Annotated in this window: 33 protein-coding genes and 1 tRNA gene; 13 read left to right on the top strand and 21 right to left on the bottom strand. The window is 71.9% G+C overall.

What is annotated here, in order from left to right:
- Positions 1 to 116: 116 nt before the first annotated feature.
- From ACIA8R_RS30250 to ACIA8R_RS30260, 3 genes are read right to left on the bottom strand one after another with little or no spacing between them, the layout of a single operon-like run.
- Complete coding sequence (locus ACIA8R_RS30250) at positions 117 to 599, bottom strand: hypothetical protein (protein ID WP_364103116.1); 483 nt, start codon at positions 597 to 599, stop codon at positions 117 to 119.
- Complete coding sequence (locus tag ACIA8R_RS30255; RefSeq protein ID WP_397041523.1) at positions 596 to 2,086, bottom strand: ATP-binding protein; 1,491 nt, start codon at positions 2,084 to 2,086, stop codon at positions 596 to 598. Before ACIA8R_RS30255 ends, ACIA8R_RS30250 begins: the two co-directional genes overlap by 4 nt.
- A gap of 8 nt (positions 2,087 to 2,094) precedes the next feature.
- A complete protein-coding gene (locus ACIA8R_RS30260) occupies positions 2,095 to 2,769 on the bottom strand; it encodes a response regulator (protein WP_397041524.1) in 675 nt (224 codons plus the stop codon).
- 190 nt (positions 2,770 to 2,959) lie between these two features.
- Here ACIA8R_RS30260 and vanY-N point away from each other — a divergent pair, with 190 nt between their 5' ends.
- A complete protein-coding gene (gene vanY-N / locus ACIA8R_RS30265; protein WP_357703945.1) occupies positions 2,960 to 3,517 on the top strand; it encodes a D,D-peptidase/D,D-carboxypeptidase VanY-N in 558 nt (185 codons plus the stop codon).
- A 5-nt stretch (positions 3,518 to 3,522) separates the two neighbouring features.
- On the opposite strand, the gene selB is transcribed toward vanY-N, so the two are convergent.
- From selB to selA, 4 genes are all read right to left on the bottom strand, one after another.
- The gene (selB, locus tag ACIA8R_RS30270) at positions 3,523 to 5,262 is read right to left on the bottom strand and encodes a selenocysteine-specific translation elongation factor (protein ID WP_397041525.1); all 1,740 of its coding nucleotides are present in this window, start codon (positions 5,260 to 5,262) and stop codon (positions 3,523 to 3,525) included.
- The gene (locus tag ACIA8R_RS30275) at positions 5,253 to 5,711 is read right to left on the bottom strand and encodes a rhodanese-like domain-containing protein (RefSeq protein ID WP_397041526.1); all 459 of its coding nucleotides are present in this window, start codon (positions 5,709 to 5,711) and stop codon (positions 5,253 to 5,255) included. Before ACIA8R_RS30275 ends, selB begins: the two co-directional genes overlap by 10 nt.
- Before the next feature lie 20 nt (positions 5,712 to 5,731).
- Positions 5,732 to 5,827 (bottom strand) — tRNA-Sec (locus ACIA8R_RS30280).
- A gap of 59 nt (positions 5,828 to 5,886) precedes the next feature.
- Positions 5,887 to 7,185, bottom strand: coding sequence for an L-seryl-tRNA(Sec) selenium transferase (selA, locus tag ACIA8R_RS30285; protein ID WP_364103128.1), 1,299 nt, complete (start codon positions 7,183 to 7,185; stop codon positions 5,887 to 5,889).
- Positions 7,186 to 7,231: 46 nt separating this feature from the next.
- Here selA and selD point away from each other — a divergent pair, with 46 nt between their 5' ends.
- Entirely contained in the window at positions 7,232 to 8,221 is a 990-nt protein-coding gene (gene selD, locus ACIA8R_RS30290) for a selenide, water dikinase SelD (RefSeq protein WP_364103131.1), read from the top strand.
- Positions 8,222 to 8,260: 39 nt separating this feature from the next.
- Positions 8,261 to 8,845 (top strand): hypothetical protein, encoded by a 585-nt coding sequence (locus ACIA8R_RS30295; protein WP_357703955.1) that lies wholly within the window; start codon positions 8,261 to 8,263, stop codon positions 8,843 to 8,845.
- Positions 8,846 to 8,883: 38 nt separating this feature from the next.
- On the opposite strand, the gene ACIA8R_RS30300 is transcribed toward ACIA8R_RS30295, so the two are convergent.
- From ACIA8R_RS30300 to ACIA8R_RS30315, 4 genes are all read right to left on the bottom strand, one after another.
- The gene (locus tag ACIA8R_RS30300) at positions 8,884 to 9,444 is read right to left on the bottom strand and encodes a hypothetical protein (protein WP_357703957.1); all 561 of its coding nucleotides are present in this window, start codon (positions 9,442 to 9,444) and stop codon (positions 8,884 to 8,886) included.
- 206 nt (positions 9,445 to 9,650) lie between these two features.
- Positions 9,651 to 9,953, bottom strand: a complete 303-nt coding sequence (locus ACIA8R_RS30305; protein ID WP_357703959.1) for a hypothetical protein — start codon at positions 9,951 to 9,953, stop codon at positions 9,651 to 9,653.
- A 95-nt stretch (positions 9,954 to 10,048) separates the two neighbouring features.
- A complete protein-coding gene (locus ACIA8R_RS30310) occupies positions 10,049 to 10,603 on the bottom strand; it encodes a hypothetical protein (RefSeq protein WP_357703961.1) in 555 nt (184 codons plus the stop codon).
- Positions 10,600 to 11,166, bottom strand: coding sequence for a MauE/DoxX family redox-associated membrane protein (locus ACIA8R_RS30315; protein ID WP_397041527.1), 567 nt, complete (start codon positions 11,164 to 11,166; stop codon positions 10,600 to 10,602). Before ACIA8R_RS30315 ends, ACIA8R_RS30310 begins: the two co-directional genes overlap by 4 nt.
- Before the next feature lie 272 nt (positions 11,167 to 11,438).
- Here ACIA8R_RS30315 and ACIA8R_RS30320 point away from each other — a divergent pair, with 272 nt between their 5' ends.
- The gene (locus ACIA8R_RS30320; protein ID WP_397041528.1) at positions 11,439 to 12,080 is read left to right on the top strand and encodes a DsbA family protein; all 642 of its coding nucleotides are present in this window, start codon (positions 11,439 to 11,441) and stop codon (positions 12,078 to 12,080) included.
- 176 nt (positions 12,081 to 12,256) lie between these two features.
- Positions 12,257 to 12,433, top strand: a complete 177-nt coding sequence (locus ACIA8R_RS30325; RefSeq protein WP_397041529.1) for a hypothetical protein — start codon at positions 12,257 to 12,259, stop codon at positions 12,431 to 12,433.
- Positions 12,434 to 12,448: 15 nt separating this feature from the next.
- On the opposite strand, the gene ACIA8R_RS30330 is transcribed toward ACIA8R_RS30325, so the two are convergent.
- The gene (locus tag ACIA8R_RS30330; RefSeq protein ID WP_397041530.1) at positions 12,449 to 13,648 is read right to left on the bottom strand and encodes an FAD-dependent oxidoreductase; all 1,200 of its coding nucleotides are present in this window, start codon (positions 13,646 to 13,648) and stop codon (positions 12,449 to 12,451) included.
- Positions 13,649 to 13,725: 77 nt separating this feature from the next.
- Here ACIA8R_RS30330 and ACIA8R_RS30335 point away from each other — a divergent pair, with 77 nt between their 5' ends.
- A complete protein-coding gene (locus ACIA8R_RS30335; protein WP_397041531.1) occupies positions 13,726 to 14,310 on the top strand; it encodes a TetR/AcrR family transcriptional regulator in 585 nt (194 codons plus the stop codon).
- 62 nt (positions 14,311 to 14,372) lie between these two features.
- Here ACIA8R_RS30335 and ACIA8R_RS30340 read toward each other — a convergent pair whose 3' ends face one another.
- Positions 14,373 to 14,828, bottom strand: a complete 456-nt coding sequence (locus ACIA8R_RS30340) for a hypothetical protein (RefSeq protein WP_397041532.1) — start codon at positions 14,826 to 14,828, stop codon at positions 14,373 to 14,375.
- 128 nt (positions 14,829 to 14,956) lie between these two features.
- Positions 14,957 to 15,961, bottom strand: a complete 1,005-nt coding sequence (locus ACIA8R_RS30345; RefSeq protein ID WP_397041533.1) for an ArsR/SmtB family transcription factor — start codon at positions 15,959 to 15,961, stop codon at positions 14,957 to 14,959.
- Positions 15,962 to 16,158: 197 nt separating this feature from the next.
- Here ACIA8R_RS30345 and ACIA8R_RS30350 point away from each other — a divergent pair, with 197 nt between their 5' ends.
- A complete protein-coding gene (locus ACIA8R_RS30350) occupies positions 16,159 to 17,154 on the top strand; it encodes a WD40 repeat domain-containing protein (RefSeq protein WP_397041534.1) in 996 nt (331 codons plus the stop codon).
- Positions 17,155 to 17,198: 44 nt separating this feature from the next.
- Positions 17,199 to 18,128, top strand: coding sequence for a DUF6924 domain-containing protein (locus tag ACIA8R_RS30355; RefSeq protein ID WP_397041535.1), 930 nt, complete (start codon positions 17,199 to 17,201; stop codon positions 18,126 to 18,128).
- Positions 18,129 to 18,181: 53 nt separating this feature from the next.
- Here the strand turns inward: ACIA8R_RS30355 and ACIA8R_RS30360 are convergent, their stop codons facing one another.
- From ACIA8R_RS30360 to ACIA8R_RS30370, 3 genes are read right to left on the bottom strand one after another with little or no spacing between them, the layout of a single operon-like run.
- The gene (locus ACIA8R_RS30360) at positions 18,182 to 19,246 is read right to left on the bottom strand and encodes an FAD-dependent oxidoreductase (protein WP_397041536.1); all 1,065 of its coding nucleotides are present in this window, start codon (positions 19,244 to 19,246) and stop codon (positions 18,182 to 18,184) included.
- Positions 19,243 to 19,719 carry a hypothetical protein gene (locus ACIA8R_RS30365; protein WP_397041537.1) on the bottom strand — a complete coding sequence of 159 codons (477 nt, stop codon included), beginning with the start codon at positions 19,717 to 19,719 and terminating at the stop codon, positions 19,243 to 19,245. Before ACIA8R_RS30365 ends, ACIA8R_RS30360 begins: the two co-directional genes overlap by 4 nt.
- Positions 19,720 to 19,745: 26 nt before the next feature.
- The gene (locus ACIA8R_RS30370; RefSeq protein ID WP_397041538.1) at positions 19,746 to 20,105 is read right to left on the bottom strand and encodes an SDR family oxidoreductase; all 360 of its coding nucleotides are present in this window, start codon (positions 20,103 to 20,105) and stop codon (positions 19,746 to 19,748) included.
- 82 nt (positions 20,106 to 20,187) lie between these two features.
- Here ACIA8R_RS30370 and ACIA8R_RS30375 point away from each other — a divergent pair, with 82 nt between their 5' ends.
- Positions 20,188 to 21,141: an Lrp/AsnC family transcriptional regulator gene (locus tag ACIA8R_RS30375; protein ID WP_397041539.1), complete on the top strand. Its 954-nt coding sequence runs from the start codon at positions 20,188 to 20,190 to the stop codon at positions 21,139 to 21,141.
- A gap of 153 nt (positions 21,142 to 21,294) precedes the next feature.
- On the opposite strand, the gene ACIA8R_RS30380 is transcribed toward ACIA8R_RS30375, so the two are convergent.
- Positions 21,295 to 22,023, bottom strand: coding sequence for a TetR/AcrR family transcriptional regulator C-terminal domain-containing protein (locus ACIA8R_RS30380; RefSeq protein ID WP_397041540.1), 729 nt, complete (start codon positions 22,021 to 22,023; stop codon positions 21,295 to 21,297).
- A gap of 85 nt (positions 22,024 to 22,108) precedes the next feature.
- Here ACIA8R_RS30380 and ACIA8R_RS30385 point away from each other — a divergent pair, with 85 nt between their 5' ends.
- Positions 22,109 to 22,942 carry an alpha/beta hydrolase gene (locus ACIA8R_RS30385; RefSeq protein WP_364103171.1) on the top strand — a complete coding sequence of 278 codons (834 nt, stop codon included), beginning with the start codon at positions 22,109 to 22,111 and terminating at the stop codon, positions 22,940 to 22,942.
- A 359-nt stretch (positions 22,943 to 23,301) separates the two neighbouring features.
- Complete coding sequence (locus ACIA8R_RS30390; RefSeq protein ID WP_364103174.1) at positions 23,302 to 23,487, top strand: hypothetical protein; 186 nt, start codon at positions 23,302 to 23,304, stop codon at positions 23,485 to 23,487.
- Positions 23,488 to 23,496: 9 nt separating this feature from the next.
- Here the strand turns inward: ACIA8R_RS30390 and ACIA8R_RS30395 are convergent, their stop codons facing one another.
- Positions 23,497 to 23,691, bottom strand: coding sequence for a hypothetical protein (locus ACIA8R_RS30395; protein ID WP_397041541.1), 195 nt, complete (start codon positions 23,689 to 23,691; stop codon positions 23,497 to 23,499).
- A 246-nt stretch (positions 23,692 to 23,937) separates the two neighbouring features.
- On the opposite strand from ACIA8R_RS30395, the gene ACIA8R_RS30400 reads away from it, so the two are divergent.
- Entirely contained in the window at positions 23,938 to 24,372 is a 435-nt protein-coding gene (locus ACIA8R_RS30400; protein ID WP_397041542.1) for a MarR family winged helix-turn-helix transcriptional regulator, read from the top strand.
- Positions 24,369 to 24,710, top strand: a complete 342-nt coding sequence (locus tag ACIA8R_RS30405) for a nuclear transport factor 2 family protein (protein ID WP_357703995.1) — start codon at positions 24,369 to 24,371, stop codon at positions 24,708 to 24,710. The genes ACIA8R_RS30400 and ACIA8R_RS30405 overlap by 4 nt, the downstream gene beginning before the upstream one ends.
- Before the next feature lie 124 nt (positions 24,711 to 24,834).
- On the opposite strand, the gene ACIA8R_RS30410 is transcribed toward ACIA8R_RS30405, so the two are convergent.
- Both ACIA8R_RS30410 and ACIA8R_RS30415 read right to left on the bottom strand, forming a co-directional pair.
- Positions 24,835 to 26,097, bottom strand: coding sequence for an RNA polymerase sigma factor (locus tag ACIA8R_RS30410; RefSeq protein ID WP_397041543.1), 1,263 nt, complete (start codon positions 26,095 to 26,097; stop codon positions 24,835 to 24,837).
- On the bottom strand, positions 26,094 to 26,465 hold the full coding sequence (locus ACIA8R_RS30415) for a YciI family protein (protein WP_364103187.1): 372 nt from the start codon (positions 26,463 to 26,465) through the stop codon (positions 26,094 to 26,096). Before ACIA8R_RS30415 ends, ACIA8R_RS30410 begins: the two co-directional genes overlap by 4 nt.
- Positions 26,466 to 26,583: the final 118 nt, after the last annotated feature.

Below are 26,583 nucleotides of genomic sequence, written 5' to 3' on the forward strand. Positions count from 1 at the left end.
GGGAGACCACCCTGAACATCCCGACGCCCAACGGCTCCCGCAACTTCGAGGCGTTCTCCTCGCCCTTCCCGACCTTCGTCAGGTTCGGCCAGAGCGACCCGCACCTCCGCCATCGGTCACCGCGGGCAGTCGCGGGGGTCGGCGCTCGCCCGTGCCCCGGCGACGGCGATCCGGGCGGGGCTCTCCGGCAACGCGGCGGCCGTGCACACCACCTGCCGGACGGCCAGGGTGGACAGGTCACCGCCCGGAACGGACGCCGTCAGCACCATGCGGCCGCCCGCCCTGACCGTCACCGAGAACGGGCCGGCTTCCGGCGGGACCTCGGTGGTGAGCCCGAGCGCCCGTTCCTCCAGGGTGGGCCCGGCCGCCAGCAGCGCGAGCCTCTCGGTCCGGAACACCGGACGGGCGCTCGGCCGCGTCACCGCGCTGAGCCGGCCGTCCTTCACCAGGTAGAGGACGATCGTCGTGGTCGGCGCGACGGTTCCCTTCGGCGGCTCGCCGGCGGAGATGACGTCGCTGGGACGAACGCCGCAGCCGGCCACGGCGGCGAGCGTCACCAGGCCCGCGGCGAGCAGGCGGCGGGCGGGCCCGGCCCTCACGCGGAGGCTCCGTCCGGATCGGCGGCCCAGCGTGGCAGGCGCAGCGTGAACAGGGCGCCGCCGTCCGGGGCGTTGGCGACGGTGAGGTCGCCTCGGTGCAGGCGCGCGTTCTCCAGCGCGATGGCCAGGCCCAAGCCGCTGCCCTCCGATCTGGCCCTGGCCGCGCTGGCCTTGTAGAACCGGTCGAACGCGTGCGGCAGCACTGATGCGTCCAGCCCCGGCCCGTGGTCGCGGACCTCGAAAGTGATCCAGTGGGGGTCGGCGGTGAGCCGCACCGACACCGGGGGCTCGCCGTGCCGCAGGGCGTTGCCGACCAGGTTGGCGAGGATGACGTCCACGCGGCGCGGGTCCAGCCTTGCCGTCGCCGAGGCGGGAAGCTCGGTGCGCACCGCGTCCGACCAGCCCCGCACGCGCAGGGTCGCGGGCACCAGCTCGGTCACGTCGACCTCGTTCAGCGACAGGGCGGCGACGCCGGAGTCGAACCTGCTGATCTCGATGAGGTCGTTCACCAGCGTGGTGAGGTTGAGCGTCTCCTGGGTGACCAGCCTGGCGGCCTTGCCGGCAGGCTCGGGCAGCCGGACCGCCTCGTCGTCGAGGACCTCGGCGACGGCGGCGAGCGCGGCCAGCGGGGTGCGCAGCTCGTGGGACACGTCCGCCACGAACCGGCGGGCGTCGGCCTCCATCTCGCGCAGCTGCGTGACGTGCCGTTCCAGCTCCGCGGCGGTGTCGTTGAAGGTACGCGCCACGTCGGCCAGCTCGTCGGAGCCGCGGACCGCGATCCGGGTCCGCAGCTCCCCCTCGCCCAGCAGGCGGGCCGCCCGGCCGAGCTCGCGCACCGGGCGCAGCACGCTGCGGGTCGCCAGCAGCGCCACGACGACCGCGAACGCCATGGCCGCCCCGCCGATCAGCCAGGCGCGCGTGGCGAGCCAGTCGATGCTGCGCTGTTCGGGATACAGGCTGCGCGCGGTGTAGACCTCGATGCCGGACACCCGCGACCGGTCCTGCTCGACGGTCACCAGCGGCGCGCCGATGATCAGGAAGGGAGTGCCCTCCCGCACCACCCGTTGCCAGGCGATCTCGCCCGCCGCCACTGTCCGCCGCAGGTCCGCCGAGACGGTCTCGGAGCTCAGGAGCGGCCCGTTCCGGTCCGGCCGCCCGCCGCCCGGCGCGGTCGGCGGCGGGCCCGGCGGCGGGCCGGCCTCCACGTACTCCTCGCGGTAGACGGCCAGCGCGTAGCTGTTGCCCTCGACCATGGTGGCGGCGATGGCGCCGAGCTCGATCCGGTCCGGAGCGGGGGTCCGCAAGGGGAAGAGCGTCTCCAGGCGTTCTTTCGTCGCCTTCAGCGCGGCGTCCTGGGTCCGTTCCAGGATGTCGTTGCGGGCCTGGACGTAGAGCCCGCCGGCCACCGCCGCCGCGGTGACCGCGCACAGCAGCGCGAACGCGAACAACAGCCGGGCGCGCAGCCCCAGGCTCGGCCCGGACGTCACCGGGCGGCTCACACCGGCCCGAACCGGTAACCGAACCCCCGCACCGTCTGCACGTAGACGGGGGACGCCGAGTCGTCCTCGATCTTGGCGCGCAGCCGTTGCACGCACGCGTCGACCAGCCGGGAGTCGCCGAAGTACCCGTGCTCCCACACCGAGTCCAGCAGTTGCTGGCGGCTGTGCACCCGGCCCGGCGTGCCGGAGAGCTCCAGCAGCAGGCGCAGCTCGGCCGGGGTGAGCTTGACCGGCGTGCCGCGCTTGGTGACCACCAGCCCGGCCCGGTCGACGGTCAGGTCACCGTGCCGTTCCAGCTCCGCCTGGTCGCGGCCGATCCGCCGGAGCACGGCGCGGATGCGCGCCTCCAGCACTCTGGGCTGCACCGGTTTGACGACGTAGTCGTCGGCGCCCGCCTCCAGTCCGGCCACCACGTCGATGTCGTCGCCGAGCGCGGTCAGCATGATGATCGGGACCTCGCCGATGGCCCGGATGCGGCGGCAGACCTCGAACCCGTTCATGCCGGGCAGCATGAGGTCGAGCACGACGACGTCGGGAAGGTCGGCCCGCAGCCGGTCCAGCCCCTCCTCGCCGGACTCCACGGCGCCCACCCGATGCCCGTGCCGGGTCAGGGCCAGCTCAAGGCCCTCCCGCACGGCCGGGTCGTCCTCGATCAGCAACACTCGCGACACGCCGCCGAGTACCACAGCACGCTCCGTAACCTTGCTCGCGGTCAACTCCGTCCACTCTGGGACAGCCATGTCCTCGCTTCGTCTGTGCCATGTCATCGTTGTGTCACGGCCGGACAGGGGTGGTCGCCGTCGATGAACGGTGACATTCGGCAGACGACCCACACATATTCGGCGCCAATCGTAGTTCGTCATGAACGAACCACGCACTGTTCCGGCTCGTCCCCGCGATCGGCTGTTCGCCGTGGTGACGCTGGTGCTCGCCGTGCTCCTGCTGCCCGCGGCGCTCGTCCGCCGTCCCGGCCGGGCCCGCGAGCTGGCCTGCCGGTGGGCGTTACGGATGCGGTTCCCCGCCGAGGACCTCACCGGGCTCACCGACGGCGCCCTGGCGGCGTTCACCGCTGCGCGCACCGAGGCGCTCTGGCGGCACGGCCAGCTTCTCGGGCTCACGTCGGGATACCGCGACCCGCTCGTCCAGCTGCGGATGTTCGACGAGGAGGTGCGCCGCACCGGCTCTCCGGACCTGGCGCGCATGCTCGTCCTGCCGCCGTCGGAATCGAACCACGTCAAGGGCATCGCCCTGGACGTGCGTCCCCACGAGGGCGCCCGCTGGCTGGAGGAGCACGGCGCCCGCTACGACCTGTTCCGCATGTTCGACAACGAGTGGTGGCATTTCGAGCACCACCCCGAGTACGGGGGCACCCCGCCCCGGCGACGCCCTCACCCGGGCGTGGGCCACGCGACCGCTTGACGTGATCATGCACGCCCGGCGGCGGACGGAACGCAGATTCGGGACTCGTTGTCGACCCGCCGCGTGTGGCCCTGGGCGTCGAGGTACTCCAGGAGCGGTACGGCGACGCGGCGGCTCGTGCCCAGGGCCGTGCGGGCCTGGCTGACGGTGAAGGGCGCGGGCAGCGTGCTGAGCACGGCGACCGCCAGCTCCGGCGCGTCCGGCAGGAGGACGACGTTCCTCCCGATGGGCAGCAACGCCGCCGCCCGCACGGCCGCGGTGAGGGCGGCGCCGGTCAGCTTGAGCTCGGCCAGGCGCTCGGCGGTGGGGGCGTCGAAGGGACGGCCGTCGAGGTCGGTGCGCAGCCGGTCGACGGCCTTCTCGACCTGCGGCGGCATCGGCGCCCGGTCGCCGCTGACGATCACCCCTGCTCTGGTCGTCAGGGGCTCGACGACGAGCGCCCGGGCCAGCCGCCGGTCGGGCAGGCCGAGCAGCCGGGCGGCGGCCTCCACGGTGATCCCCTGGTCGCGCCGCGACACCTGCTCCGTCAGGCTGCGGCGCAGCTCGGACCAGTGGCCGGGGTCGGTGAACCAGTCGCCCGCCACCGGCGGCATGTCGGGGGCGGCGCCCATCGCGGTCAGCTCGGCCCGGCTCAGCAGTCCGTGCCAGCGCAGCAGGTCCGCGGCGGTGGGCACGGTCACCCCGGCGAGCGCGGCCCCCCTGACCGCCGCGGCTCCCCGTCGCCGCAGCGGTGCCGGCCGCACGTCCAGGACGCGCACCCCGGCCACGATCGTCCGGCGGCCGGGATCTCGGAGCAGGCCGTGGTCACCGGCCCTGAGCGGCATGGGCCGGGCGAGGGTGAGGCGGGCCGTGTCCGCGCCCAGCGGGCGCACCCGCACCGGAACGGCGGCCGAGCCCAGGTGGAAGACGAGTTCCCGGCCGACGTCCGCGCCGGGCTCCAGTCGCACGTCGGCGGACCGGGTGGTGATCCAGGCGTCCGGGGTGAGCAGCGGGGTGCCCCGGGGCAGCGTGTCGCGATCGGCGCCCCTGACGTTGACGGCGACGCGTGCGGTCGCCGACACCGCGTCCCGCCGCTGGTTGAGCGTCTGAAGGCCGCGGACCTGGAGCCGGTCGGACCCGGCGAGCAGTTCGTCGCCCACCCGCAGCGTGCCGTGCGTGAGCGTGCCGGTGACGACGGTTCCGGCGCCGGTGACGGTGAACGTCCGGTCGATCCACAACCGCACCGGGCCGTCCCGGCGTGGTTCGGGGAGCCCTGCCGCGAGCCGGTCGAGCGCGGCCGTCAGCTCGGGCAGGCCCTGCCCGGTCCGGGCGCTGACGGGGACGGCGTCGATTCCCGACAGGCTCGTCCCTTCCAGGTGGAGGCGGGCCTCCTCCAGTGCCGGTCCGGGGTCGGCGAGGTCGGTGCGGGTGACCACCAGCAGGCCGTGCCGTACGTCCAGGGCGTGCAGGGCGGCCAGGTGCTCGGCGGACTGGGCCCGCCATCCCTCGTCGGCCGCCACCACGAACATGACCGCGGGGCACGGGCCGACGCCGGCGAGCATGTTGGTGACGAACCGCTCGTGCCCGGGGACGTCGACGAAGGCCAGCTGCCGTCCGGAGCCGAGGGTGGTCCAGGCGAAGCCGAGGTCGATGGTCATGCCCCGGCGTCGTTCCTCGGCCCAGCGGTCGGGTTCCATCCCGGTGAGCGCGCGGACCAGGGCCGACTTGCCGTGATCGACGTGCCCGGCGGTGGCGATCACCCACATGCGCGCTCGGCGGCCGTCAGCCTCGTGTCCGTGCCGGGTTCGCCCGGGCCGCGCGGCCGGGTGAGGGCGGCGGGGCGGCTCACCCGCAGCCCGGCCGCGGTCCACGCCTGGAAGCCGCCGATCACGTCGGTGGCGTTCGCCAGGCCGAGCTGCCTGAGGGAGGAGGCGGCGAGGCTGGAGGAGTATCCCTCGTCGCACAGGATGATCCAGCGGATGTGCGCCGAGGTGGCCTCGGGGATCCGCGCCTCGCAGCGGGGGTCGAGCCGCCACTCCAGGTGGTTGCGTTCGATGACGATGGCGCCGGGCACCTCGCCGCCGCTGCGGCGCTGGAACTCCGGGCGGGTGTCGACGATGAAGGTGTCTTCACCGCCTGCCGCGGCGAGGGCTTCGGCGGGCGGCAGGCGGCGCAGCCCGGTACGTGCCCGGGCCAGTAACGCGTCGATGCTCAAAGGGCTCCAGGGGTGAGGTCTGGCGGAGGCGGACGGGAATCGAACCCGCCGCGCCGAGTTGCTCGGCGCCATCGGTTTTGAAGACCGAGAGGGCCACCAGGCACCCGGACGCCTCCGTTGGTGATCTTAGCCCTCTCCGGCGCTCCAATTGAAGATCCTTCTTGGGTGGAGCCGTTCACTTGCAGGCGGTGACCACGGCGTTGTACAGATCCTCGTCGTCCTCGGCGGCCACGGCCCGCAGGTCCAGGAGGCAGCGGCCGCGCTCCACCCGGGCGAGCACGGGCGGCTCCGCCAGGCGCAGCGGCTCGGCGAGCGTGACGTCGACCGCGACGGCCGCGCTGGGCAGCGTGACCCCGGGCGCGCCCCCGCCGCCGACCGTGGCGGCGCTCGCGACGGCCTGCGCCGCCACCCCCGCCTGCGTGAGCCGTTCGGCGAGCGTCTCGGCACGAAGGCGCAGCCCGGCGGGGTCGGCGTGCAGGGCGGCGGACGTCGGCGTTCCGGTGGTGCCGAGCGTCGCCTCCAGCGCCGCGAGGGTGAGCTTGTCCACCCGCAGCGCCCGGGCCAGGGGGTGCCGGCGCAGCCGCTCCACCAGGTCGGCCCGGCCCAGCAGCAGCCCGCACTGGGGCCCGCCCAGGAGCTTGTCGCCGCTCGCGGTCACCAGGTCGGCGCCGCGCGCGAGCCAGGTCGCCGCGTCGGGCTCGTCCGGCAGCAGCGGCTCGGGACGCAGCAGGCCCGAGCCCGCGTCGGCCACCAGGGGCACGTCCTGGCGAGCGCACAGCGCGGCCAGCTCGCCGACGCCGGGGGTCCGGGTGAAGCCCTCGATCCGGTAGTTGGAGGGATGGACCTTCAGCACGAAGCCGGTGTCCGGGCCGATCGCGGCGGCGTAGTCGTCCGCTGTCGTGCGGTTGGTCGTACCGACCTCGCGCAACCGCGCTCCGGTGGAGGTGAGCAGCTCCGGGAGGCGGAAGCCGTCGCCGATCTCGACCAGTTCGCCCCGGCTGATGATGATCTCCCTGCCCGCGGCCAGCGCAGTGGCGGCCAGGACGAGCGCCGCCGCGTTGTTGTTGACGACGTGGACGGCCTGGGCGGCCGGCACCGCGGCGGCCAGGGCCGCCATCGCTGCGCGTCCCCGGCGGCCGCGGCGGCCGGTGGCCAGGTCGAGTTCGATGTCGGTGTTGCCCGCGGCGGTGGCCACCGCCTCCACCGCGGCCCGCGACAGGCGGGCGCGGCCCAGGTTGGTGTGCAGGATCACGCCGGTGGCGTTGAGGACCCGGCGCGGGCCGTCCGCGGGCAGGGACGCCAGTGCCGCCTCCGCGACCTCGCCGGGGGCGATCGTGCCCTCTCTGGCCAGGCGCTGGGCCTCGTTGACGACGGCCTTGACCCGGTCGTGCCCGAGCCGGAGCAGCGCCTGGGAGAACCTCGGGTCGGCGAGTACGGTGTCGGTGCGTGGGATGAGGCGCCGCGGATCGGTCATGACATCCGGACTTACACCATGATCGACATATCTGTACATTACGATCATGCAGCGATTGACGCACTACGCGCAGGGTGGCGGCTGTGCCTGCAAGATCCCGGCGGGCGAACTGGAGAGCGTGCTCGCCGGTTTCGGAAAGGAGCAGCCCGCCGATCCGCTGGGCGAACTGCTGGTCGGCACCGAGACCGGTGACGACGCGGCGGTCGTCCGGATCGAGGGCGGCACCGCGATCGTGAGCACCGCGGACTTCTTCACGCCCGTCGTCGACGACCCCTACGACTGGGGCCGGATCGCCGCCGCCAACGCGCTCTCGGACGTCTACGCCATGGGCGGCCGGCCGCTCGTCGCCCTCAACGTGCTGTGCTGGCCCCGGGACGGCCTGCCGTACGAGATCGCCCGGGAGGTGCTGCGGGGCGGCGCGGACGTCGCGCGGCAGGCCGGGTGCCACGTGGCGGGCGGGCACAGCGTGAACGGGCCGGAGCCCATGTACGGCATGGCGGTCACCGGGCTGGCCGACCCCGCCCACCTGATGCGCAACGACGCGGGCCGCCCCGGGCTGCCGCTCTCGCTGACCAAGCCCATCGGCTCCGGCACGCTGAACAACCGGCACAAGGCCACGGGCGAGGTGTTCCCGCAGGCGATCGAGGTCATGACCCGGCTCAACGCCGACGCCGCCCAGGCCGCGCTGGAGGCCGGCATCCGCTGCGTCACCGACGTCACCGGCTTCGGCCTGCTGGGCCACCTGTACAAGCTCGCCCGGGCCTCCGGCGTCACCGCGGTGATCGACGCGGCGGCCGTCCCGCTCATCGAGGGCGCCCGGCAGGCCGTGCGCGACGGCTACGTGCCGGGCGGCTCGCGCCGCAACCTGGACTGGGTGGCCCCGCACACCGACACCGGGACGGTGGCCGAGGAGACGCTCCTGCTGCTCGCCGACGCGCAGACCTCCGGCGGACTGCTGGTCGCCGGGGAGGTCCCGGGGGCCCCGGTGATCGGTGAGCTGGTCCCCCGCGGGCACCACGCCGTCGTGATCCGCTGACGTCTGGCCACCTCCGGCGACGCGGTGTACAACTGGATAATGATCTTCAAAGGTGTACGCAGGGGATCGATCTGGGCGGCGGTGGTGGCGCTGCTGCCGTCCTTGACCGCTTGTGCCGCCGGGGAGGCCGACGCGCGAACGGCGGCGCAGACCGCCGGCCGGCCAGGAAGCCTGGAGAACCCGCGGGTGCTGAACTGCGCGAACCGCAACGGGGAGTTCGAGGGAGAGAAGACGACGAGCCGCGCCGCCGCGCCGGACGACCTCGTGGTGGGGCCGCTGCTCATCCCCGGGCTGCTCGCGTGGGGCGAGGCCCGGGCCGAGCAGTACGGGAGCGACCACAGGTTCAAGGTCGGCGCGCTGGTCAGGAAGGGCAAGACGATCACGGTGTCCATCCCGGCGAAGTTCCACGACAGCGCGGGCCTGCTCTACTCCGAGCCGTCCAGGAACGCCCGGACCCCGGCCGAGGCCGACCACTCGGTGTCCTTCACCGCCTGCTCCGACCACGACACGATGTTCGTGGGCGGTTTCTACGTGAAGGAGCCCAGGTGCGTCGCGCTGGAGTTCCGGGTGCCGGGCCAGCCCGTCGTCCGGCGTGAGATCTCCTTCTTCAACGGCGCCTGCTGACCCGTGACGCGCCGCCCGCACGTGCGGCGGGCGGCGCGTCAGCCCAGGAACGACGAGGCGACGACGCCGACGAACGTGACCGTGAGAAGGCCCAGCGCCAGCCGCCTGACCGGCTTCTCCTTCTCCATCAGCCAGTCGATCAGCCACATCGGCTCAGGGATCTCCACCAGGTCCTTCGACGGTGGCACGATCGCGACCAGCGCGAAACCCGGCCAGGTGAAGCCGATCGCGTAGGCCAGTCCCGCCCACCACGGCACCAGCCCGAGCAGGGTGACGCCGAGCGCCGCCCAGGTGAGCGAGGTGACCCTGAACGTGGTCAGGACCAGACCGGTGTCCAGCCCCCACAGGAGCGCTCCCCTGGCCGGGCCGAACCGGTAGAAATGCTGCTGCGGAGTCTGGCGCCGCCACATGGGCGTGCGCAGCCCGAACAGCCCGGAGTCGATGACCAGGCAGGCGAGCATCACCGTGGCCGCGGCGAGCTTGGCGCCCGTCCCCGGCACTGAGCCGAACAGGCCGGAACCGAGCAGGTGCACGAGCCCGTACGCGAGCAGCGCGGAGATGCTGAAACCGAGCATGAGCATGAGGATCGGCCGGTACATGGGCTTCTCCCCGGGAACTCTCCCCTGAACCAGGGGGCGGAGATATCCGACGAAGGAAAGGCCTCAAAAGCTGAACAACTGCGCGAAGCCCGCGCTCGCGATGAGCAGGACCAGCGCGAAGGTCAGCCAGGTGTCAAAGGACACGACATCCTCCATCCGGAGTGGCCGGCCGAGGCCATGACGCCCGGCCGGCCACCCGGTCGCTGTCAGCAGCCGTTGGCGTTGACGGTCCAGCCGGCCGAGCAGATGAACGGACCCGAACCGCAGTCCGCGCCCTTGGTGCACTCACCACAGGCGTACTTGCGCTGGTACGGCGCCGAGCCGCTGCAGCACTGCCACACCTTCATGCTGTAACCGGACGGGCAGACGTACTGCCCGCTGCTGTTGGTCTTGCAGAACGTGTTGGGGAGGGCGAGGTTGCAGCAGCGCCAGTTCGCCGCAGCCGCCGGCTTGGTCATCACGGTGGCGCCCGCGACCGCGCCGATCGCCGCGACACCGACCCTGCCCATCCAGCCGAGGAATCCGCGCCGGTTTCCATCGGGTCCGTCCGACATTTTGTGGAGGTGATCCATGTTGGCCTCTCTGGCCGTGGGGTGAAATCGGATCAGTGCCGTACGGAGGGCTTGCCGGCCAGGTTGTGCTTGTAGGGGACAGGGGCGGCGGCGTACATCTGCCTGACCGTCGGCACCGTGTGGGCCCGTGTCAGCTTCCCTTCGGTGACGTGGAGTGCGGCGGGTGTGATGTCGAGCCCGATGCTGCCGACGATGCTCTCGTCCTCGTCGAGGATGACGCGCTCGCCGTACAGCCCGAACTCGGCGATGAACTCGTTGCCGTCGCCGGACACCGGGACGACCACGACCCACATCGAAGGCGGCACCGCTCCCCCACGCAGCGCTGATGCCAGGTTGTGGCAGGTCTCGCACTTGTTGGACAGGAACAGCACCATGGCCCGCTCGGCCTCGTCGAGGGCCGCCGGCAGGCCGAAGCGGCTCGGCGGGGCACCCTCCAGGGTTCCCAGCTCCACCGGGGTGGGCTTGTCCTCCATGTCGAGGTAGGCCCGGATCTGCTTGACCTGTTGGAAGAGTTCCACCTGCGCGCCGATCTGGACGAACAGCACCACGGCCAGCAGGCAGATCACGATGAGCAGCACCGTCGTCATGCGGCGTGCACCTCCGCTTCGGGTTCGGTAGGGTCGGGAAGCACCATCCGGTCCTCCCGCAGCGGGCGCAACAGGCGTAGTTCGGCCCTCAGTTTCCAGGCGACCATGGCCAGCAGCGCCACGGCCAGGCCGAGCAGTCCCTCCTGCGCGGTCCAGGTCGGCGGGTTCACCTCGGCCAGCATGGCAAGCGCCGACCACAGCGGCAGGTACAGCACCTGGCGCCAGCCGAGCACCGCGCCGCCGTTCCCGAAACAACCGCATTTGATCTTCTCGCCGCGGCTCAGCGCGCGGATCCCGGCTCCGGCGAACGCCAGCGCCAGCAGCACGATGAGCGCCCGGGGCCACAAAGCGGACGGCGCCACCGCCAAGCCGATCACGGTTAGCATCTCGGCGGCGATCACCGCGGTCGCGGCCTGCCGTCCCAGAGCCGCCGGACCGAGTTGTGCGATGGTCCGGCCGAGTTCGCGGTGGGTTATGGTCTTTGACAGTGTCGCTATCAGGAAAACCACGATAAGTACGACCTGAGCAGCGGCTCCGGTCGCAACTGCCGCATTCAGATTCATCCGTCGCTCCCGTCAGGGTCGGATGAACGAAAAGTATGGTACTGCCCCAAAATGATCAACTCTTGACAAGATCGATTTCGCGGGATAGCCGAGGACGGCGCCCGATCGGTCGCGCTGCGGGCGAACACCGAACCGGAGTGTGCTTCGCCGGTAAAGGTGTCGGAAATGGGGAGTGGCGTTTTTCTGTGAGTTGTGCTGCCTCTCGCCGGTTCGTGCGATTCCCTTTACCCTCTGCTGGTGTCGATCCCGGCGACCAGAGGAAGGAACGCATCATGACGATCACGGAAGAGTCGGAGCTCGTCGAGGTCCCGTTCTGGTTCGACCCGCTGTGCCCCTGGGCGTGGGTCACCTCACGCTGGCTGCTGGAGGTCGAGCGGGTCCGGCCGGTGCACGCCGACTGGCGGCTCATGTCGCTGGCCCACCTGAACCTCGTCCAGCGCAAGGGCGAGGGGCTGAGCGACGATTACCGGAACCAGATGGAGAAGGCCTGGGGGCCGGTACGGGTCTGCGCGGCCGCCGCCGAGCACGCCGGCCGCGGAGTCCTCGGCCCGTTGTACACCGCCATCGGCACCCGCTTCCACAACCAAAGACGTCGCGACGACCCCACGGTCATCACCGAGGCCCTCACGGAGGTCGGCCTGCCCGACGAGCTGGTCAAGGCCGCCACCGGCGAGGAGTTCGACCAGCTCATCAGGGACTCCCACGACGAGGCCTTCAACGAGGTGGGGCTCGACGTCGGGACCCCCGTTCTCCGCATCAGCGGCACGGCCCTGTTCGGCCCGGTGCTCAGGCAGGCGCCCCGCGGCGAGGCAGCCGGCCGGCTCTGGGACGGCCTGGTCCTGGTCGCCGGAACCGAAGGCTTCTTCGAGCTCAAGCGAAGCCGCGACCGGAGCGTCAGACCGTCCTTCGACTGAGCGGACACCGCCCGGGCCGGGACGGCGAACGAGGCCACACGTTCCACGCCGTCGAGAAGCCCTGCCGGATGGGCGACCTCGTCCTGCTCAGCAGGAAAGCGGCTGAAGAAGGGCAAGACCTGGTGGAAGGACTCCCACCAGCTTCACCTCTGGCACACCGAGCTGCTCGGCACAGGGTGCGGAGCACGTTCACCTTCCCCGACGTCCTCGACGAACTGGCGGGCAGGACACTCTCCGTCGACACCCGCTACCACGGGTGGGGCGAGAAGGTGTCGATCAAGGCCCCGGACGCCCGCAAGACGACCACCGAGCTGTGTATCGAGGGCCTGTGCAACTGGCGCCTACCGGGCTGACGGTCCCGGCTCGCGTCAGGTGTCGTGGAAGCTGAGGTGGCGGCTGAGCAGACCGGTCACCGGGGGGAAGGTGGCCAGACGCAGGGGCAGGTCGCGCAGGAGGAGTTCTAGGCGGTTCCGGGGTGCATGCACACCCGTGTTGGCCCGGCCCTTGCGCTGCCGTTCGGTCACCTCCTGCCGCAGGCCGGTCTGCCACGCGCGCAGGGCCGCGGGGACGTCGTCCGGGCGGCGTTCGAGTTCGGCGCCGAGCAGGTCGGCGCCGCCCACGGCGAGCGAGGAGCCGTAGCCGGCGAACAGCGACAGGCACCAGGCGGCGTCGCCGAGCAGGACGACGCGGCCGCGGCTCCACCGGTCCATGACGATCTGGCTGACGCTGTCGAAGTAGACGTCCTCCTCGCGCAGGTCCGCGAGCAGGTCGGGGACGGTCCACCCGAAGCCCGGGTACGCCTGCCGGAGCGCCCGGCGCGGCCCCTTGGCCAGTTCGGCGCCGGGGTCGGCGGTGCCGTAGGTGAAGAAGGCGGCGTGCCGGCCGGGTCCGAGGTCGGCGACGGTGAACGTGCGGCCGACGGCGGTGATCGTGCTGAAGGCCCGTTCCGGCATGCCGTCGGGCAGCCTGTCCAGGGTGAAGGCGGCCACCACGTGGTTCAGGTCGCGGCGGAAGTGCTCCTCGGGGCCGAAGACCAGGTCACGTACGGACGAATGCAGCCCGTCGGCCCCGACGAGCAGGTCCGCCCGCTCCGACGAACCGTCGCCGAACGTGACGTCCACTCCCCCGGCGTCCTGCCTCACGCCCGTGACCGTGGCGCCGAACCGGATCTCGGCCTGGTCGCGCACCGCCTCGTACAGGACGGCCTCGATGTCCCCGCGCAGCAGCGCCAGGCCGCCGTCCCCGAGCAGCCGTCCTACGGTCGGGCGCGGGACGGTGAAGCGGGGCCGCCCGTCGGCCCTGAGATAGGCGAGGTCGAACCCGCCGACGTGGCGCGCCTGGAGCGCGGGCAGGACGCCCATGCGTCCGGCGGCGGCGGCGCCGACGCCGGAGAAGACGACCGCGTAGCCGCCCTTCCTGCGTGCCGGGGCGCGTTCGACGACCAGGGGTCGCCAGCCCGCCTGACGCAGCCGCAACGCCGCGGCGAGCCCCGCGATGCCCGCACCGACGACGATCACCCGTCTCGCGGTCCTGCCGCCGCGCGCTCCTGCGAACTCTTCCTTCGTCATGCTCCTCCTCAGAATGAACACTCGCTCATACAGTATGAGCGAGTGTTCATCCTGGCAAGGCGGTAAGGTTCGGAATCATGTCCCCACGCGGCGTGACCATCCCCCAGGTACGGCAGCAGCTCTTCGACGCCGCCGAACAGGTCCTGCTGCGCGAGGGGCCCTCAGGGCTCACGGGCAGGGCGATCACCCGCGAGGCCGGCGTGGCCACCGGCCTGCTCCACAACCACTTCGGCGACCTCGACGCCTTCCTGGCCGCGCTCTTCGTCGACCGGGCGCGGGCGGCGACGGACAACATGGGCGACCTGCCCGCACGAGCGGGCACCGCGACCGTCGTGGACAACCTGATGGCGGCGATCGAGACGCTGCTCACCGGCAACCTCATGGCGCTCGCGGGCCTGGTGCTGGCCAGGCCGTCGCTGGTGACCCGGCTGGGCGAGGCGCTCGACGACGGCACCCTGGAACTGGACGCGGCCGAACGCCTGTTCACCGCCTACCTGGACGCCGAACGACGACTCGGCCGCCTCACCTCCGACGCCGACACCGCCTCACTGGCCCTGGCCCTGGTCGGCGCGGTGCACCAGCTCCTCCTGACGCGCGGTCCGCACGCCCCCGACCTGCGCGAACGCCTGCGCCGCCTGGCCACCACACTGATCGACCACTGACGCCGGGCGGCGCCGGGAGCTCCCCGGGAGCCGGGCGTGGTGGCCAGGCCGGACCCGGCTTCCTAGCACCACCAGGCGGTCAGGTAGGAGACGGCGCCTGCCTTGGGGCGAGCGCCGGCCCGCATGCAGACGCTGGAGCTGGAGCTGGTCAGCAGCCCGTAGCCGTAGTTCACGCCGCCGCTGAGCGTCCGCAGGTCGCACTGCCGCCAGTTGGCTCCGCCGTCGATCGAGTAGTCGACCCAGACGACGTCGCCGTCCTTGGAGTTCACGATGCGCCCCCACACGTACTCGAGGCCGCTGATGGTGCCCGATCGCAGCTCCAGGGTCTGGCTGTTCGGCATGGTCTTCTGCTTGCGGGTCACGGTGTTCGTGGCGTTGACCGGGTTGCGCATGGCCGGGCACGAGGCCGGCGGGGCCGCCGCCGTGGCCAGAGCGGTGCCGGTGGTGGCCGTGGCGGCCATCACCACCATGGCCGCCGAGAGTAGGGCCGTCTTGAGAGCGGTTCCTGCGACGTTCATCGAGCGTGTCCCTTCGGTCGGGAATGTCTGCTACGACGATGGTCGGGCCGCCGCCCGTGCGGCCGGTAAGGGTTTCGACCGTGGTCGAAAGCCCGCGGTGGCGGCGATGCCGCTCGGTTCGGCTTCGCTCAGTTCGGCCCGGAGAGGGTGCCGTTCAGCAGGGCCAGGCCGAGCGGCGTCGGCAGGTGCAGCACCGACCCGCCTTGCCGGCGGGAGATGACCAGACCGCTGTCCCGCAGGATCGCCACATGATGGCTGGCGGTCGCGGCCGAGATGGCCAGCTTCCTGGCCAGGTGCGTGGTCGTGCAGCCCTGGCCGACCTCCTCCAGGACGGCCGCGCGCGTCACGCCCAGCAGCGCGCCCAGCGTGCCGGCCCGCTGCGGGGCGCCCGCGGCCCGCCGTCCCCACAGCGCCAAGGCGTGGGCGGGATCCCGCAGGGCGGGATAGAACAGCACCGGCGCGTCGTCGGGGCGGAAGCTGTCGTAGCTGAACAGGGGCAGCCGGCAGAACACCGAGGGGATCAGCACCAGCCCCCGCCCGTTCAGGTGCACGTCGAGCGTGCGTGAGGTGAACCGGGTGGTCACGTCCAGGGTCATGTCCCGCCAGAGCAGGTCGGGGTGGAGCGTCGACAGCAGCCGCTCGGCGCCTCCCCGCGCCATGACGCCCGCGCGGGCGGTGACCTCCGCCTCCAGGTGCGCGCGCAGCGGATCACGGTACGGGCCGAGCAGGGCGGTGTGCGTCTCCCGTACGGCCGCCGCGAAGTGCCCGCGCGTCTCGGCGTCGTCAGGCAGGAGCCGGGACCAGGACGGCAGGTCGCCGTACTGCCCCCAGCTGTCGAGCTCCGCGCGTACCGGGGCGGCGCCCACGCCGAGGAGGCTGTCCAGTCCCTCCTCCACGTGCGCCCCCGCCCCCGCGAGGGTGTACACGTCGAGCGGATGAACGCCTTGGGCCAGCCCGCCCAGCAGGCGTAGGGACTCGCGGACCACCACGCTCCGCCGCCACGGCTCGAACAGCGCCCCGGGCCGCCGCCTGGCCATGACGTTGAGCGCGAACCAGGACTCCATGACGGGGCCGGGCGACGCCTCGAACCGTAACCGGGCCAGATCCTCACCCGTGAAGTGAAAACGCCACATACTCCACCTGCCGTCCAGAGCAAACGTCCACGAGCAGTATCGGCGTGCCCGACCGCCTCGACCACCCCGGGCGGGCCTCGATCGGGCTCGCCCGCCGATGGCGCACGCCGCGGCGACTCGATGCCGAAGACGCACCGGACAGGGTGTGTTATCGGATCGCAATCAACCTTGCGCGGCGATGAGTGGTCCAACCCCGCGTGAAGATCCTTTGTGGGGCGCTCGCCGCCCTTTCGGCACTCGTGGCCGTCCCGGGTACCGCCCGCGCGGCCGTTCCGGCGGGCGCGGCGTCCGCCCCCATCCGGTACGCCGCCGCCTCCGACTGCGACAAGGGCCGGCTTGACGCCGCCTGGTGTGGTCCCTGGTGGTACCGGACGACCGACGGCAGGCGCCACCCGCTCAAGGAGGCGGGCCGGTGGGAGGACGCGGTCGCCGTCAGCGGTGACGGCCGCCGCCTGGCCTACATCAGGGCCAAGGACGCCCGGCTCGTCGTCCGCGACCTCGACGGCCGGACGCGCGTGTCCAAGGCCAGGGCGTGGCCGTCGAAGTCGGAACTCGAACTCACCCGGGTGACGATGTCGTACGACGGCTCCCTGGTGGCGGTGGACTGCTGCTGGTCCGGCTACACCGACCATCCCGCCCGGGTGTACGACGCCGCCACCGCCGCCCTGCTGGCCAAGGTGCCGGGGATGTCGGTGCATGACGACGCCTTGAGCTTCAGCGGCGACGGCGATCAGATCCTCGTCCGGAAGGACGACGGCAGGGCCGGCAGGCTCAGCGTCCACGACCTGAAGGGCAGGCGGACCGCCAGTGTGGTGCCACCTCGGCTCGTCGGGGTCAACGCCGCCACCGCCGCGCTGCACGCCGACGGGCGCACGGTGGCCGTCTACATCGCCGGCCGCAAACCCCGCATCGCCCTGTACGACCTGGCGACCGGGCTGGTCACCGCCACGTTCCCGGTGCCGGCGTCGGGTCAGAAGGTGGAGCGGGTCCCGGCGGAGGACAGGGTCACGGAGGCCGACACGGACGTCAGGCTCGACTGGACCGGCGACTCCACGCTGCGGATGGTCAGGAAGGCCGGGTTCAAACGGGTGCGGGTGAAGGTCTACGGCATCGACGCCGGCACCGGATCGGTCGTCCTCGAACGCTCCTACGCCATCGCCGGCACGACCTCTGAGGCCCTCAGCGGCCTGTGACACCGACGAGGCGCTCGTCCCCGACAACTTTTCGAAGGAGAACCGTGTCCTCTCCCGAACTTCCCCAGCCGGAGCCCGGTCAGGTGTTGTTGCTCTGCACACACGCCGAGGGCGGCACGCAAGGGCGGGGCGGGCCGCTCGACGAGATCGGCGGTCGCCGGGAAGGCGACGTGCTCGTCCTCGGCGACGGGGTGCGGCTGCGGCCGGTCGAGGACGGCAGGTGGCACTGCCTGCGCGGCGGAGACGTCCCGGCACTTGTCCACCCCGGCGGCGGCCCGGTCGCCGTCCTGGCGGACCTTCCGGCCGCGTACGGGGGCGGGCTGTTGCTGGTGGATCTGGCGGCGACACCCGGGCGCGGCGTCCGGGTTCCGCCGGCCCGGCTCGGCGAGATCCTGGCAGCCCTGCTGGACGGCACACTCGCCTTCGACCACCTGGTGCGCGACATGGACGTGTACGGCACATACCAGGGAGACGGCGGCCGGCCGGCCTTCCCCACGCCGACCGCGCCACCGCACCGGCCTTTGCCCGCACTGCCGTCCGGGCAGCTGCTGGTCCGCACCTGTTTCGACGACGAGGAAGGCTGGCGCGCCCTGCTCGACGAACTGGGCGGGGCCGACGAGGACGGCTGGGTCGGCGCGGACCTGGACCCGGACGACATCGACGTGGACCACTACCCGCTGACGGCGTCGGTCGTCGACGACCGGGCCTTCGAGGGACTCCTGCCCGGTCAGGTCCCGGCGCTGGTCCCGCCGGGCGAGGAGAACCCCAGGCTGGCCGTCCTCGCCGACGCCCGGACCTTCGCCGAGCCCGGCCGGCCGCTGACCGTCGTCGACCTGTACGACTGCCCGGGGCGGATCGCCGTCCTTCCCTGCCGCGTGGTCGGGTCGATGGCGTGCAACCTGGAGATCGCCAACATGGACTTCCACGAGTTCGTCGCCGTGGAGGGCACGCGGCCGTGGTGGCAGGGCCTCTGAAGAGGCGCCACGATCACCTCCCGTCAGACGTCGTCACCGGAGAGCCGCACGCGTCAACTGGAGGGCAGGGGGTCCTGGCCGAGAAAGCGGGCGCCGTTGGCGGCGGAGACGCGGACCGCGGCGAACCCGGAGGCGATCATGTCCCGCTCGTAGGAGCGCAACGCCGGCATGAGCGGGCCGCCGTGGGCGAGTGCCGCGCTGAGCGCCGCCGCGTCGCGCAGGGCGAGGTTGGCCCCGGCCCCGGCCGCCGGGCTCATGGCATGGACGGCGTCGCCGAGCAGCGTGACGCGGCTGGTCCGCCACGGTGGGATCGGGACGCTGGTGCGCAACTCCAGGGGGAAGACCTCGTGCCACTGGGCGATCATCCGCCGGACGAGCGGGTGCCAGCCGTCCGTCATGTCCATGACCAGGGACCTGAGCTGCTCCTGCGTCATCAGGTGCAGGCCGGACGGGAGGTCTTCGGCGCGGGCGCCGAAGGAGCAGGTGGCGTAGTCGCGGGTGGGCGCGACGCCCACCGTGCGATGGCCCGGACCGCTGATCGCGGTGAACACGTTGTCCATGCCCTCGGCCCGCCCGGCCGGGATCTTGCCGTAGAGCTGGACGAGCCCGGTGCCGACGACGCGGGCATGCGGCAGGTACCGGCGGCGAACCGCGGAGTTGATGCCGTCCGCGCCGACCAGGACGTCGCCCGCGACGGCGGCGCCGTCGTCGAAGCACGCCGTCACCTGGTCGGCCGCGACCCGGAAGCCGGTCAGCCGCTTGCCGTACGTGACCGTCTCCGCCACGTCCGCCAGCAGGGCGTCGCGCAGCGTCCGACGGTCGATCGACAGGTGGCGTCCGCCGTGTTTGACGACGTCCAACTCCTCAAGCGTCGGATCGAAGCGGACGAAGCGGGGCGAGGGCGTATGGGCGGTGGCAAGGAAGGCCGCCCACCGTTCCGGGACCATCACGCTGGTCAGCGCGTCGATGCCCACGTCACTGAGGTGCAGGCGGTAGCCCTGGCGACGGACGAGCGGCGACCGGTCGCGCTCGTAGACGGCCACGTCGATCCCGGCCCTGCGCAGCCCGCAGGCCAGGGCCAGCCCGCCGAGGCCGGCCCCGGCCACGATCACCTTCATCGCCGGTCACCGCCGAAGTCGGCGGCGTGCTCGGCGGCCCACACCGACAGCGGTGTGGCGGGCGTCCCCGTGATGTCGGGCACCGTGGAGGTGACCTCCGGAGGCGGCGCGGCGGCCATCTTGGTGCAGCCGTCGAGCAGCTCGCCGACGAAGCCGTCGGGGAAGCCGGGATCGGCCAGCAGCCGGGCGCGCTCCTGCTCCGGCGTCAGCTCCTGCCAGCGCAGCGGGCGGCCGATGGCCTCGCCGATCAGCCGCACCTGCTCGGCCCGGGTCAGCACCTCAGGCCCGGTGAGGGTGTGGCGGCGTCCTTCGTGCCCGGGTCCGGTCAGCGCGTGTACGGCCACCGCCGCGATGTCGTCCTCGTGGATCGGCGTCATCGCCAGCGAGCCGAAGGCCCCGCGGACGACGTCGCCCGCCCTGATCTGCGCGCTCCACCACAGGGTGTTGGCCATGAAGGTGCTGGGGCTCAGCACCGTCCACCCCATGCCGGACCGCTCGATCAGCCGCTCGACGGTGGCGTGCCAGCAGGCGACCGGGTTGGCTGCTCCTCGGGCGCGACTGCGGGCAGGGTGCCGCCACCGGTCATGAAGACGACACGGCGGACGCGGCGCCTGAGCGCGTCGACGAGGGGACGGGCGCGTTCGGCCGAGTGGAAGGGCCACATGAGGAACGCGGCCTCGACGTCGTCGAGGGCGCCGGGCGCGTCCAGATCCGGAGTGATCACCTCGACGTCTCGGGGCAGCTTCGCCGCCTCAGGGGTGCGGCTCGTGGCTCGTACGGCGGCGCCGCTCCAGGCCAGCCGCTCGGCCACCCTCCTGCCCACGTTGCCGGTCGCGCCGAAAACCAGGTAAGTGCTCATGCACCCCACCATCCCGTCACCTCGGCGGCCACGCCCCCCAAGTGCCACCCTCTGGCGATAACCAGCAGGCCATACTGTGAACATGGCGATAACCAGCGCGCTGGACGCGATGGACCACGCTCTCGTGCACGCGCTCCAGATCGACGGCCGCGCCTCCTTCCGCACGCTCGCCGGCGCACTCGACGTCTCCGAGCACACCGTCGCCCGCCGCTACCGGAAGCTGCGCGCGCACGGCGTCCTGCGGGTGGTCGGCCTTCTCAACGGCCCGCGCTTCGGCCGCACCTCCTGGTCGGTGCGCCTGGTGTGCACGCCCGAGGCGGCGGGCCAGGTGGCCGAGGCCATCGCCCGGCGCGACGACACCGTCTGGGTGCGCCTGCTGTCCGGCGGCACCGAGATCGCCTGCGGCGTCCAGTCGGCCGACCAGGACGGCGACGCCCTGCTGCTGAAGAAGCTGCCGCGTACCCCGCGCATCGTGACCATGTCCGCGCACGCGACCCTGCACCTGTTCGCCGGATGGCGCAGCCGGGTCGCGGTGCTCACCGACGAGCAGGTCGAGCGCATCCGGCCCGCGCTGCCGTACGAGAAGGAGGTGTCGCTGAGCGCGCAGGACCACGCCCTGGTGCGCGTGCTGGCCCAGGACGGGCGGGCCCGGTACGGCGAACTGGCGGCGGCCACCGGATGGTCGCCCACGACCGTGCGGCGTCGCCTCGGCGAACTGCGATCCGGCGACGCGCTCCGGTTCGACGTCGAAATCCCCTCCCAGGCCCTGGGCTACCACGCCGAGGCCTGGCTGTGGATGAAGGTCGAGCCGTCGGCCCTGGCCTCGGTCGGCCGAGCCATGGCCGCCCACCCCGAGGCCGACGTGGTGGCGGCCACCACCGGCCCCACCAACCTCATGGCCGGGGTGACCTGCCGTGACACGCAGGACCTCTACCGCTACCTCACCGAGCGGGTGGCGCCGCTCCACGGCGTGCGCGAGCTGGAGACCGCGCCGGTGATCCGCACGCTCAAGCGAGTGGGCACCCTCCTGCCCTGACTCGCCTCACTTGAGGAAAGTCCTCGAAGTGGTCCGGGGAGAACGGGCGATTTCCCCATTCAGCGGAATCTGCCCCGACGTCGATCACCAGCAGGTGCGACATCTGCGCCCCGTCGTCCGACCGCTCCTCCAGTTGCCCCCGAGTGGCACGCGCTATGACGGGGACGAGGCCGCGCACCGGTTGGCGAGCCCGTCCAGGAGGCAGTCGAGGCCGAAGGCGAAGCGCCGCTCGCTCTCGCGTTCGACGTCGATCTCCCCCGTGGCGGCCATCCGGCCGGCCAGCGTCGGGTGGCGTTCGGCGACCTGGCGCAGGTACTCGGCCGCCTGCTCCGCCCAGCCGGACCCGGTCCCGCCCATACGGGCCAGCGTGTCACGCCAGGCGACCTCCGCGATGACCGCGCCGACCACGTGGTCGTTGACGGCGGCCATGGCGGCGTCGAGGTCGGGGCCGGCGAACCCGGCGCGCTCCAGCAGGCGCAGCCCGGCCTCGGCCAGGGTGAGCGCGTTGGGGCCGAGGTTGGGCCTGAGGGTCAGCTCGGACAGGGCCCACCGGTGGCGCAGCAGCATGGCCCGGTTGCTGCGGGCCAGCGCCGCCAGGCCGTCACGCCAGCCGGACGTGCCCGCGCCGGCGCGCACCTCGGCCAGCACGCGGTCGAGGGCCAGCTCCAGCAGGTCGTCCTTGGTGTGGACGTACCAGTACAACGACCCGGCGGTCACCCCCAGCTCGGTGGCGACGCGGCGCATCGACAGGCCGCGATGACCCTCGGCGTCGAGGACGGCGACCGCCACGTCGACGATCCGCTCGCGGGTGAGCTGGCGGTCGCGCGGCGGCCGCTCGGGACGCAGCCACACGGACCCGCCGGAGGACTCTGACGACGGCACGTGATCACCCTACCCGCCTTGACGTCGCCTTCCGATCTCTTATACAACGTTCAAGAGTATTAAACGCTGTTCAAGGAGGAGTCGGATGTCCGTCCCCACCCCGCTGTTCCGCGCGAACGGCCCGCTGCCGGGCGACGTGCACGTGACCACGCTCGGCCCCGAGTCCGTGCCGCCGGTGGTCTTCGTGCACGGCTCCACCAGCTGGGGCGACGACCCGGTGTACGGGTTCGCGGCGCAACGCCCGCTGGCCGGCCGCTTCCGCCTGCTCCTGATGGACCGCCGGGGCTGCGGCGGCAGCCCGGACGCCGGGCACAGGTTCCCCGGCGACTACCTGGCCGACGCCGACGACGTCGCCGAACTCCTCGGCGCCGGCGCACACCTGGTCGGCCACTCCTACGGCGCCGTCGGAGCCATGATCGCGGCGGCGCGCAGGCCGGAGGCGGTGCGCTCGCTCACCCTCATCGAGCCGGGCTCCTACCAGGCCGCCGCCGACCACCCCGCCGTGGCCGAGGCGCTGCGCGCCAACCGCGCCGCCTACGCCGCCCTTCCCGACCTGACGCCCGAGGAATGGCTGCACGCCGCCGCCGAATCGGCCGGCATGCCGGAACCGGGGACAGGCGATCGGCGGTTGCGCGCGGCCGCCACGGCGCTGCGCGAACGCGTCTGCTGGGAGGCGGGCCTCCCGCTGCCGGCGCTGCGGGCGGCGACCTTCCCCAAACTGGTCGTCTCGGGCACCTGGGAGGACGCCCCCGGACCGTACCGGGAGCGCGGCGGCGTCCCCCTCATGGCCTGCGCACGGGTCACGGCCGAGCGGATCGGCGCCCGGCACGAACAGGTGCCGGGCAGCGCCCACTACCCGCACGTCGAAGCGCCGGAACGACTGAACACGCTGCTCACCGCCCTCTGGTCCGACGCCTGAACGGCCACCCACGGTGAACCGCCCGGCAGGCGATCGCGCGATCAAGAACACTCGCGCGACACAATGGATCATGGGACGAAAGCCCCCGCGGCGCTCACCACTCTCGCGAACGGCACCCCGCCCGTCCGCCCGCGTCACCAGAGCCCTGGCAGCTCGACCGCGGCGAGGACGCCGCACCCGTCTCACCTCCGTCCAACATCGCGTTATGGACCACCCCCAAGCAGCAACAGCCCGACGGGTGGAACTACATCGTCCGGAACTCCAACACGGCGCCCGCGACGATCTACGCTCGATGGAACCCCGCCGACGAGAACCAGAAGACACTCACCTACGAGTTGCCTGTCGGACCCTGCACCGAAGTGGCCTTCACCATCGGCGGCAAAGGCGGTGGGAGTATCCAGATCGCGGCACAGAATCCCGCCGGCCCGGAATTGTGGCAACTCGCCGGCGCACCTCTCAAGATCGATGACATCACCTCGGACAACGTCTCCGGCTGCATGCTGGACGGGGACAGCGTCAGAAGAGACGTCAACGCCTGCGTATGACCGCCCGCGTCACTCGGGCGGAGGCTCGCAACCGTGCAGGACGGACGCGATCGTGTCGTCCAGTCCGTGCTGGGCGGGGTCGGCCGGGATGAAGCCGCTCATGGTCAGGCCGGCGTAGCCGTGCAGGGCGGCGAAGACCGGCAGGGCGACCCGTTCGCGTCGGCCCTGCCGTACCTCGCCCCGCTGCCGCCCGTCGCCGATCACCTTCAGCAGGTGCTCGGCCCGGCCACGGCCTCCATGCGCTCGGCGAACGACTCTCCGGCCCCGTGCAGGAAGGCTGCGACGCCTCGCCGCTGAACACGTCACCACCAGCCGACATCCACGACCAGTGCCGTCAGCCCGGATGAGGCGTTCGTGGAGATCATGACGCCGACCCGAGTCGGTCCGCCCCGACACGAGAGGCCAGGACCATCTGTTGATCGAATCAAGAGTTGAGGATATAAAGAGAACGTGTTTGAAGAGACATCCGAAGACACGTTCTTCCGGGAGCTCGGAGGCGCATGCACCGAGCTGCGGCAGGCGTTCGCCCGACACATCGGCATGAGCCCCCACCGAGTGCAACTACTCGTTCGGCTACGACGTGACGGCGAAACCAGCCACAGCGACCTGCGCCACACACTGGCCATCGACGGCGCGAGCGTTACTCGGCTGGTCAAGGAATTCGAGACCGAAGGGCTGGTCACCCGCCGCTTGGCCCCGGCCGACAACCGCTACACCCTGACCGCGCTGACCGCCGCGGGCGAGCGGGTCGCAGCTGACCTGGAGCGATCGCACCAGGTGTATCAGGAACGGTTGCTCGACGGCATCACCCCAGAACAGCAGGAAATCATGCTGGACGTCCTCCACCGCATCCGAGCGAACATGATCGATCAGGAGAGCCAATGACAGACGATGTACGGGCCGCCGCCCAACGCATGTACGCCGCATTCAACGCCAACGACCATGCCGCCGCGGCAGAGATCTTCACCCCGGACTTCCACAGCCACCCCCTGGGCACCACCGGGCCGGAGAGCGTCACCCTGGCATGGCAACGCCTCCATGAGGCGTTCCCCGAAGCCCAGGTCGTCGTCGAGGACATGATCGTCGAAGGTGACACCGCCGCCGTCCGCACCAGCGTGCACGGCATACCCGGCCAGGAGTCACCGACCATGCTGGAAATCTTCAGGGTGCACGACGGGCGCATCGCAGAACTGTGGGGCCTGTCCTCCCTGCAGCGCACCTGACGTCCCGGCCGGAGATGCGCGAGAGGGGCGCCCACCTCCCCGCCCGGGGAACGCGAATGATCGTGCCCTGCCGGGCGTGGTGCACGTCGCGGCGCAGCGCGTGCAGGCTCTCACCTTCCAGAAGTCAGGCCAGCAAGGACGCCTTGCGCAGCAACACCGCGCGTTCGCGCTGATTGGCGCACAACCCCGCCGCCAACTCCAGCTCAGCACGCGCCTCCACCCGCCGCCCGAGCCGAGCCAGCAACTCACCGCGGACGGTCGGGACCAGATGCGAACCCGGGAGCCGGTCGGCGGCGACCAACTCGTCCACGATGGCCAAGGCTTCAGCCGGCCCCGAGGCCATCGCCACGGCCACGGCCCGGTTCAGCTCCACCACCGCAGAAGGCGCGACCCGGCCGAGTGCCTCATAAAGCACCACGATCCTCTCCCAATCGGTCGCCCCGACAGACGCCGCCGACGCATGCACCGCGGCGATCGCAGCCTGCAGACCATACGGACCCAAACCGCGAGGCGACGCCTTCGCCAGCGCCGCCAACCCACGGCGAACCGCCGAAAAATCCCACAACCGCCGATCCTGATCCTCAAGCAGAACCGGCCACCCATCAGGGCCGGACCGGGCAGGAAAACGCGCCGCCGTCAACTCGAACAACGCCAGCAGACCATGCACCTCAGGCTCGTCCGGCTGCAACACCGCCAGCGTCCGGGCCAACCGGATCGCCTCGTAAGCCAGATCAGGCCGCAACAACCGATCACCCGACGTGGCCGTCGACCCCTCAGTGAAAATCACGTACAGGACACTGAGCACACCACCCAGCCGCTCCCGACGCTCAACGGCCGACGGCAACTCGAACGGCACCCCCGCCGCCGCGATCGTCTTCTTACCCCGCGTGATACGAGCCTGCACAGTCGGCACAGGCACCAGGAACGCACGAGCGATCTCCTCACTGGACAAACCGCCCACCACACGCAAGGTCAGCGCCACCCGAGCCTCTCGAGAAAGCACCGGATGGCAACTGATGAACATCAACGCCAGCACATCATCATCGATCCCCTCAGGATCGACCTCCTCATCGACCACCCAATCGACCGACCCGGCCGCCAACAACACCAACCGGTCCTGCAACGCGGCCCGACGGCGGATCGCGTCGATCGCCCGCCGCCGGGCCGTGGCCATCAACCAGCCCGCCGGACTCGCCGGAAAAGCGAGCGGCCACGACACCAACGCCTCGGCCACCGCCTCCTGAGCCGCATCCTCGGCCAACCCGAAATCACCGGTGAACCGAGCCAGCGCGGCAACGATCCGCGCCGACTCGATCCGCCAGACAGCCTCGACCCCAGCCGCACCCGGCAACCCGCCCCGACGCGTGACCCCGTCCCCGTCGATCAAGCGCCGACCTGCGGGACCTCGTCACTCCCAGGCACCCGCCGAACCTCGACCTTGGCCCCCCGAGCCGCCGGCACCCGCCTGGCCCACTCCACCGCCTCCTGCTTCGAAGCCACATCGAGCAGGAAGAACCCCCCGAACAGCTCCTTGGTCTCGCCGTACGGCCCATCCGTGACCACCGGCGCCTCACCACCGAAGTCGACCACGACCCCCTGAGCCGGATCGTCCAGCCCCTCCGCCCCCAGGAGAACACCGGCCTTGGCCATCTCCTCGATGAACTGGCGGGTCGTGACCATCATCTCGTCGATGTCGGCCATCATGGCCGCGTTCGACTCATCGGTCCCCCGCATGATCAGCAGATACTTCGCCATGGCACACTCCTCGTCCGGCGGGACCGCCTCTCGGCCCTCACACCCACTGGTCGAACGAGCAGCCCCCAGATCAACACGACCCGCAGAAAACTTTCCCATCATCGCACCGCCCAGGACG

This window comes from Nonomuraea sp. NPDC051191 (assembly GCF_044455665.1).
Lineage (GTDB): Bacteria > Actinomycetota > Actinomycetes > Streptosporangiales > Streptosporangiaceae > Nonomuraea.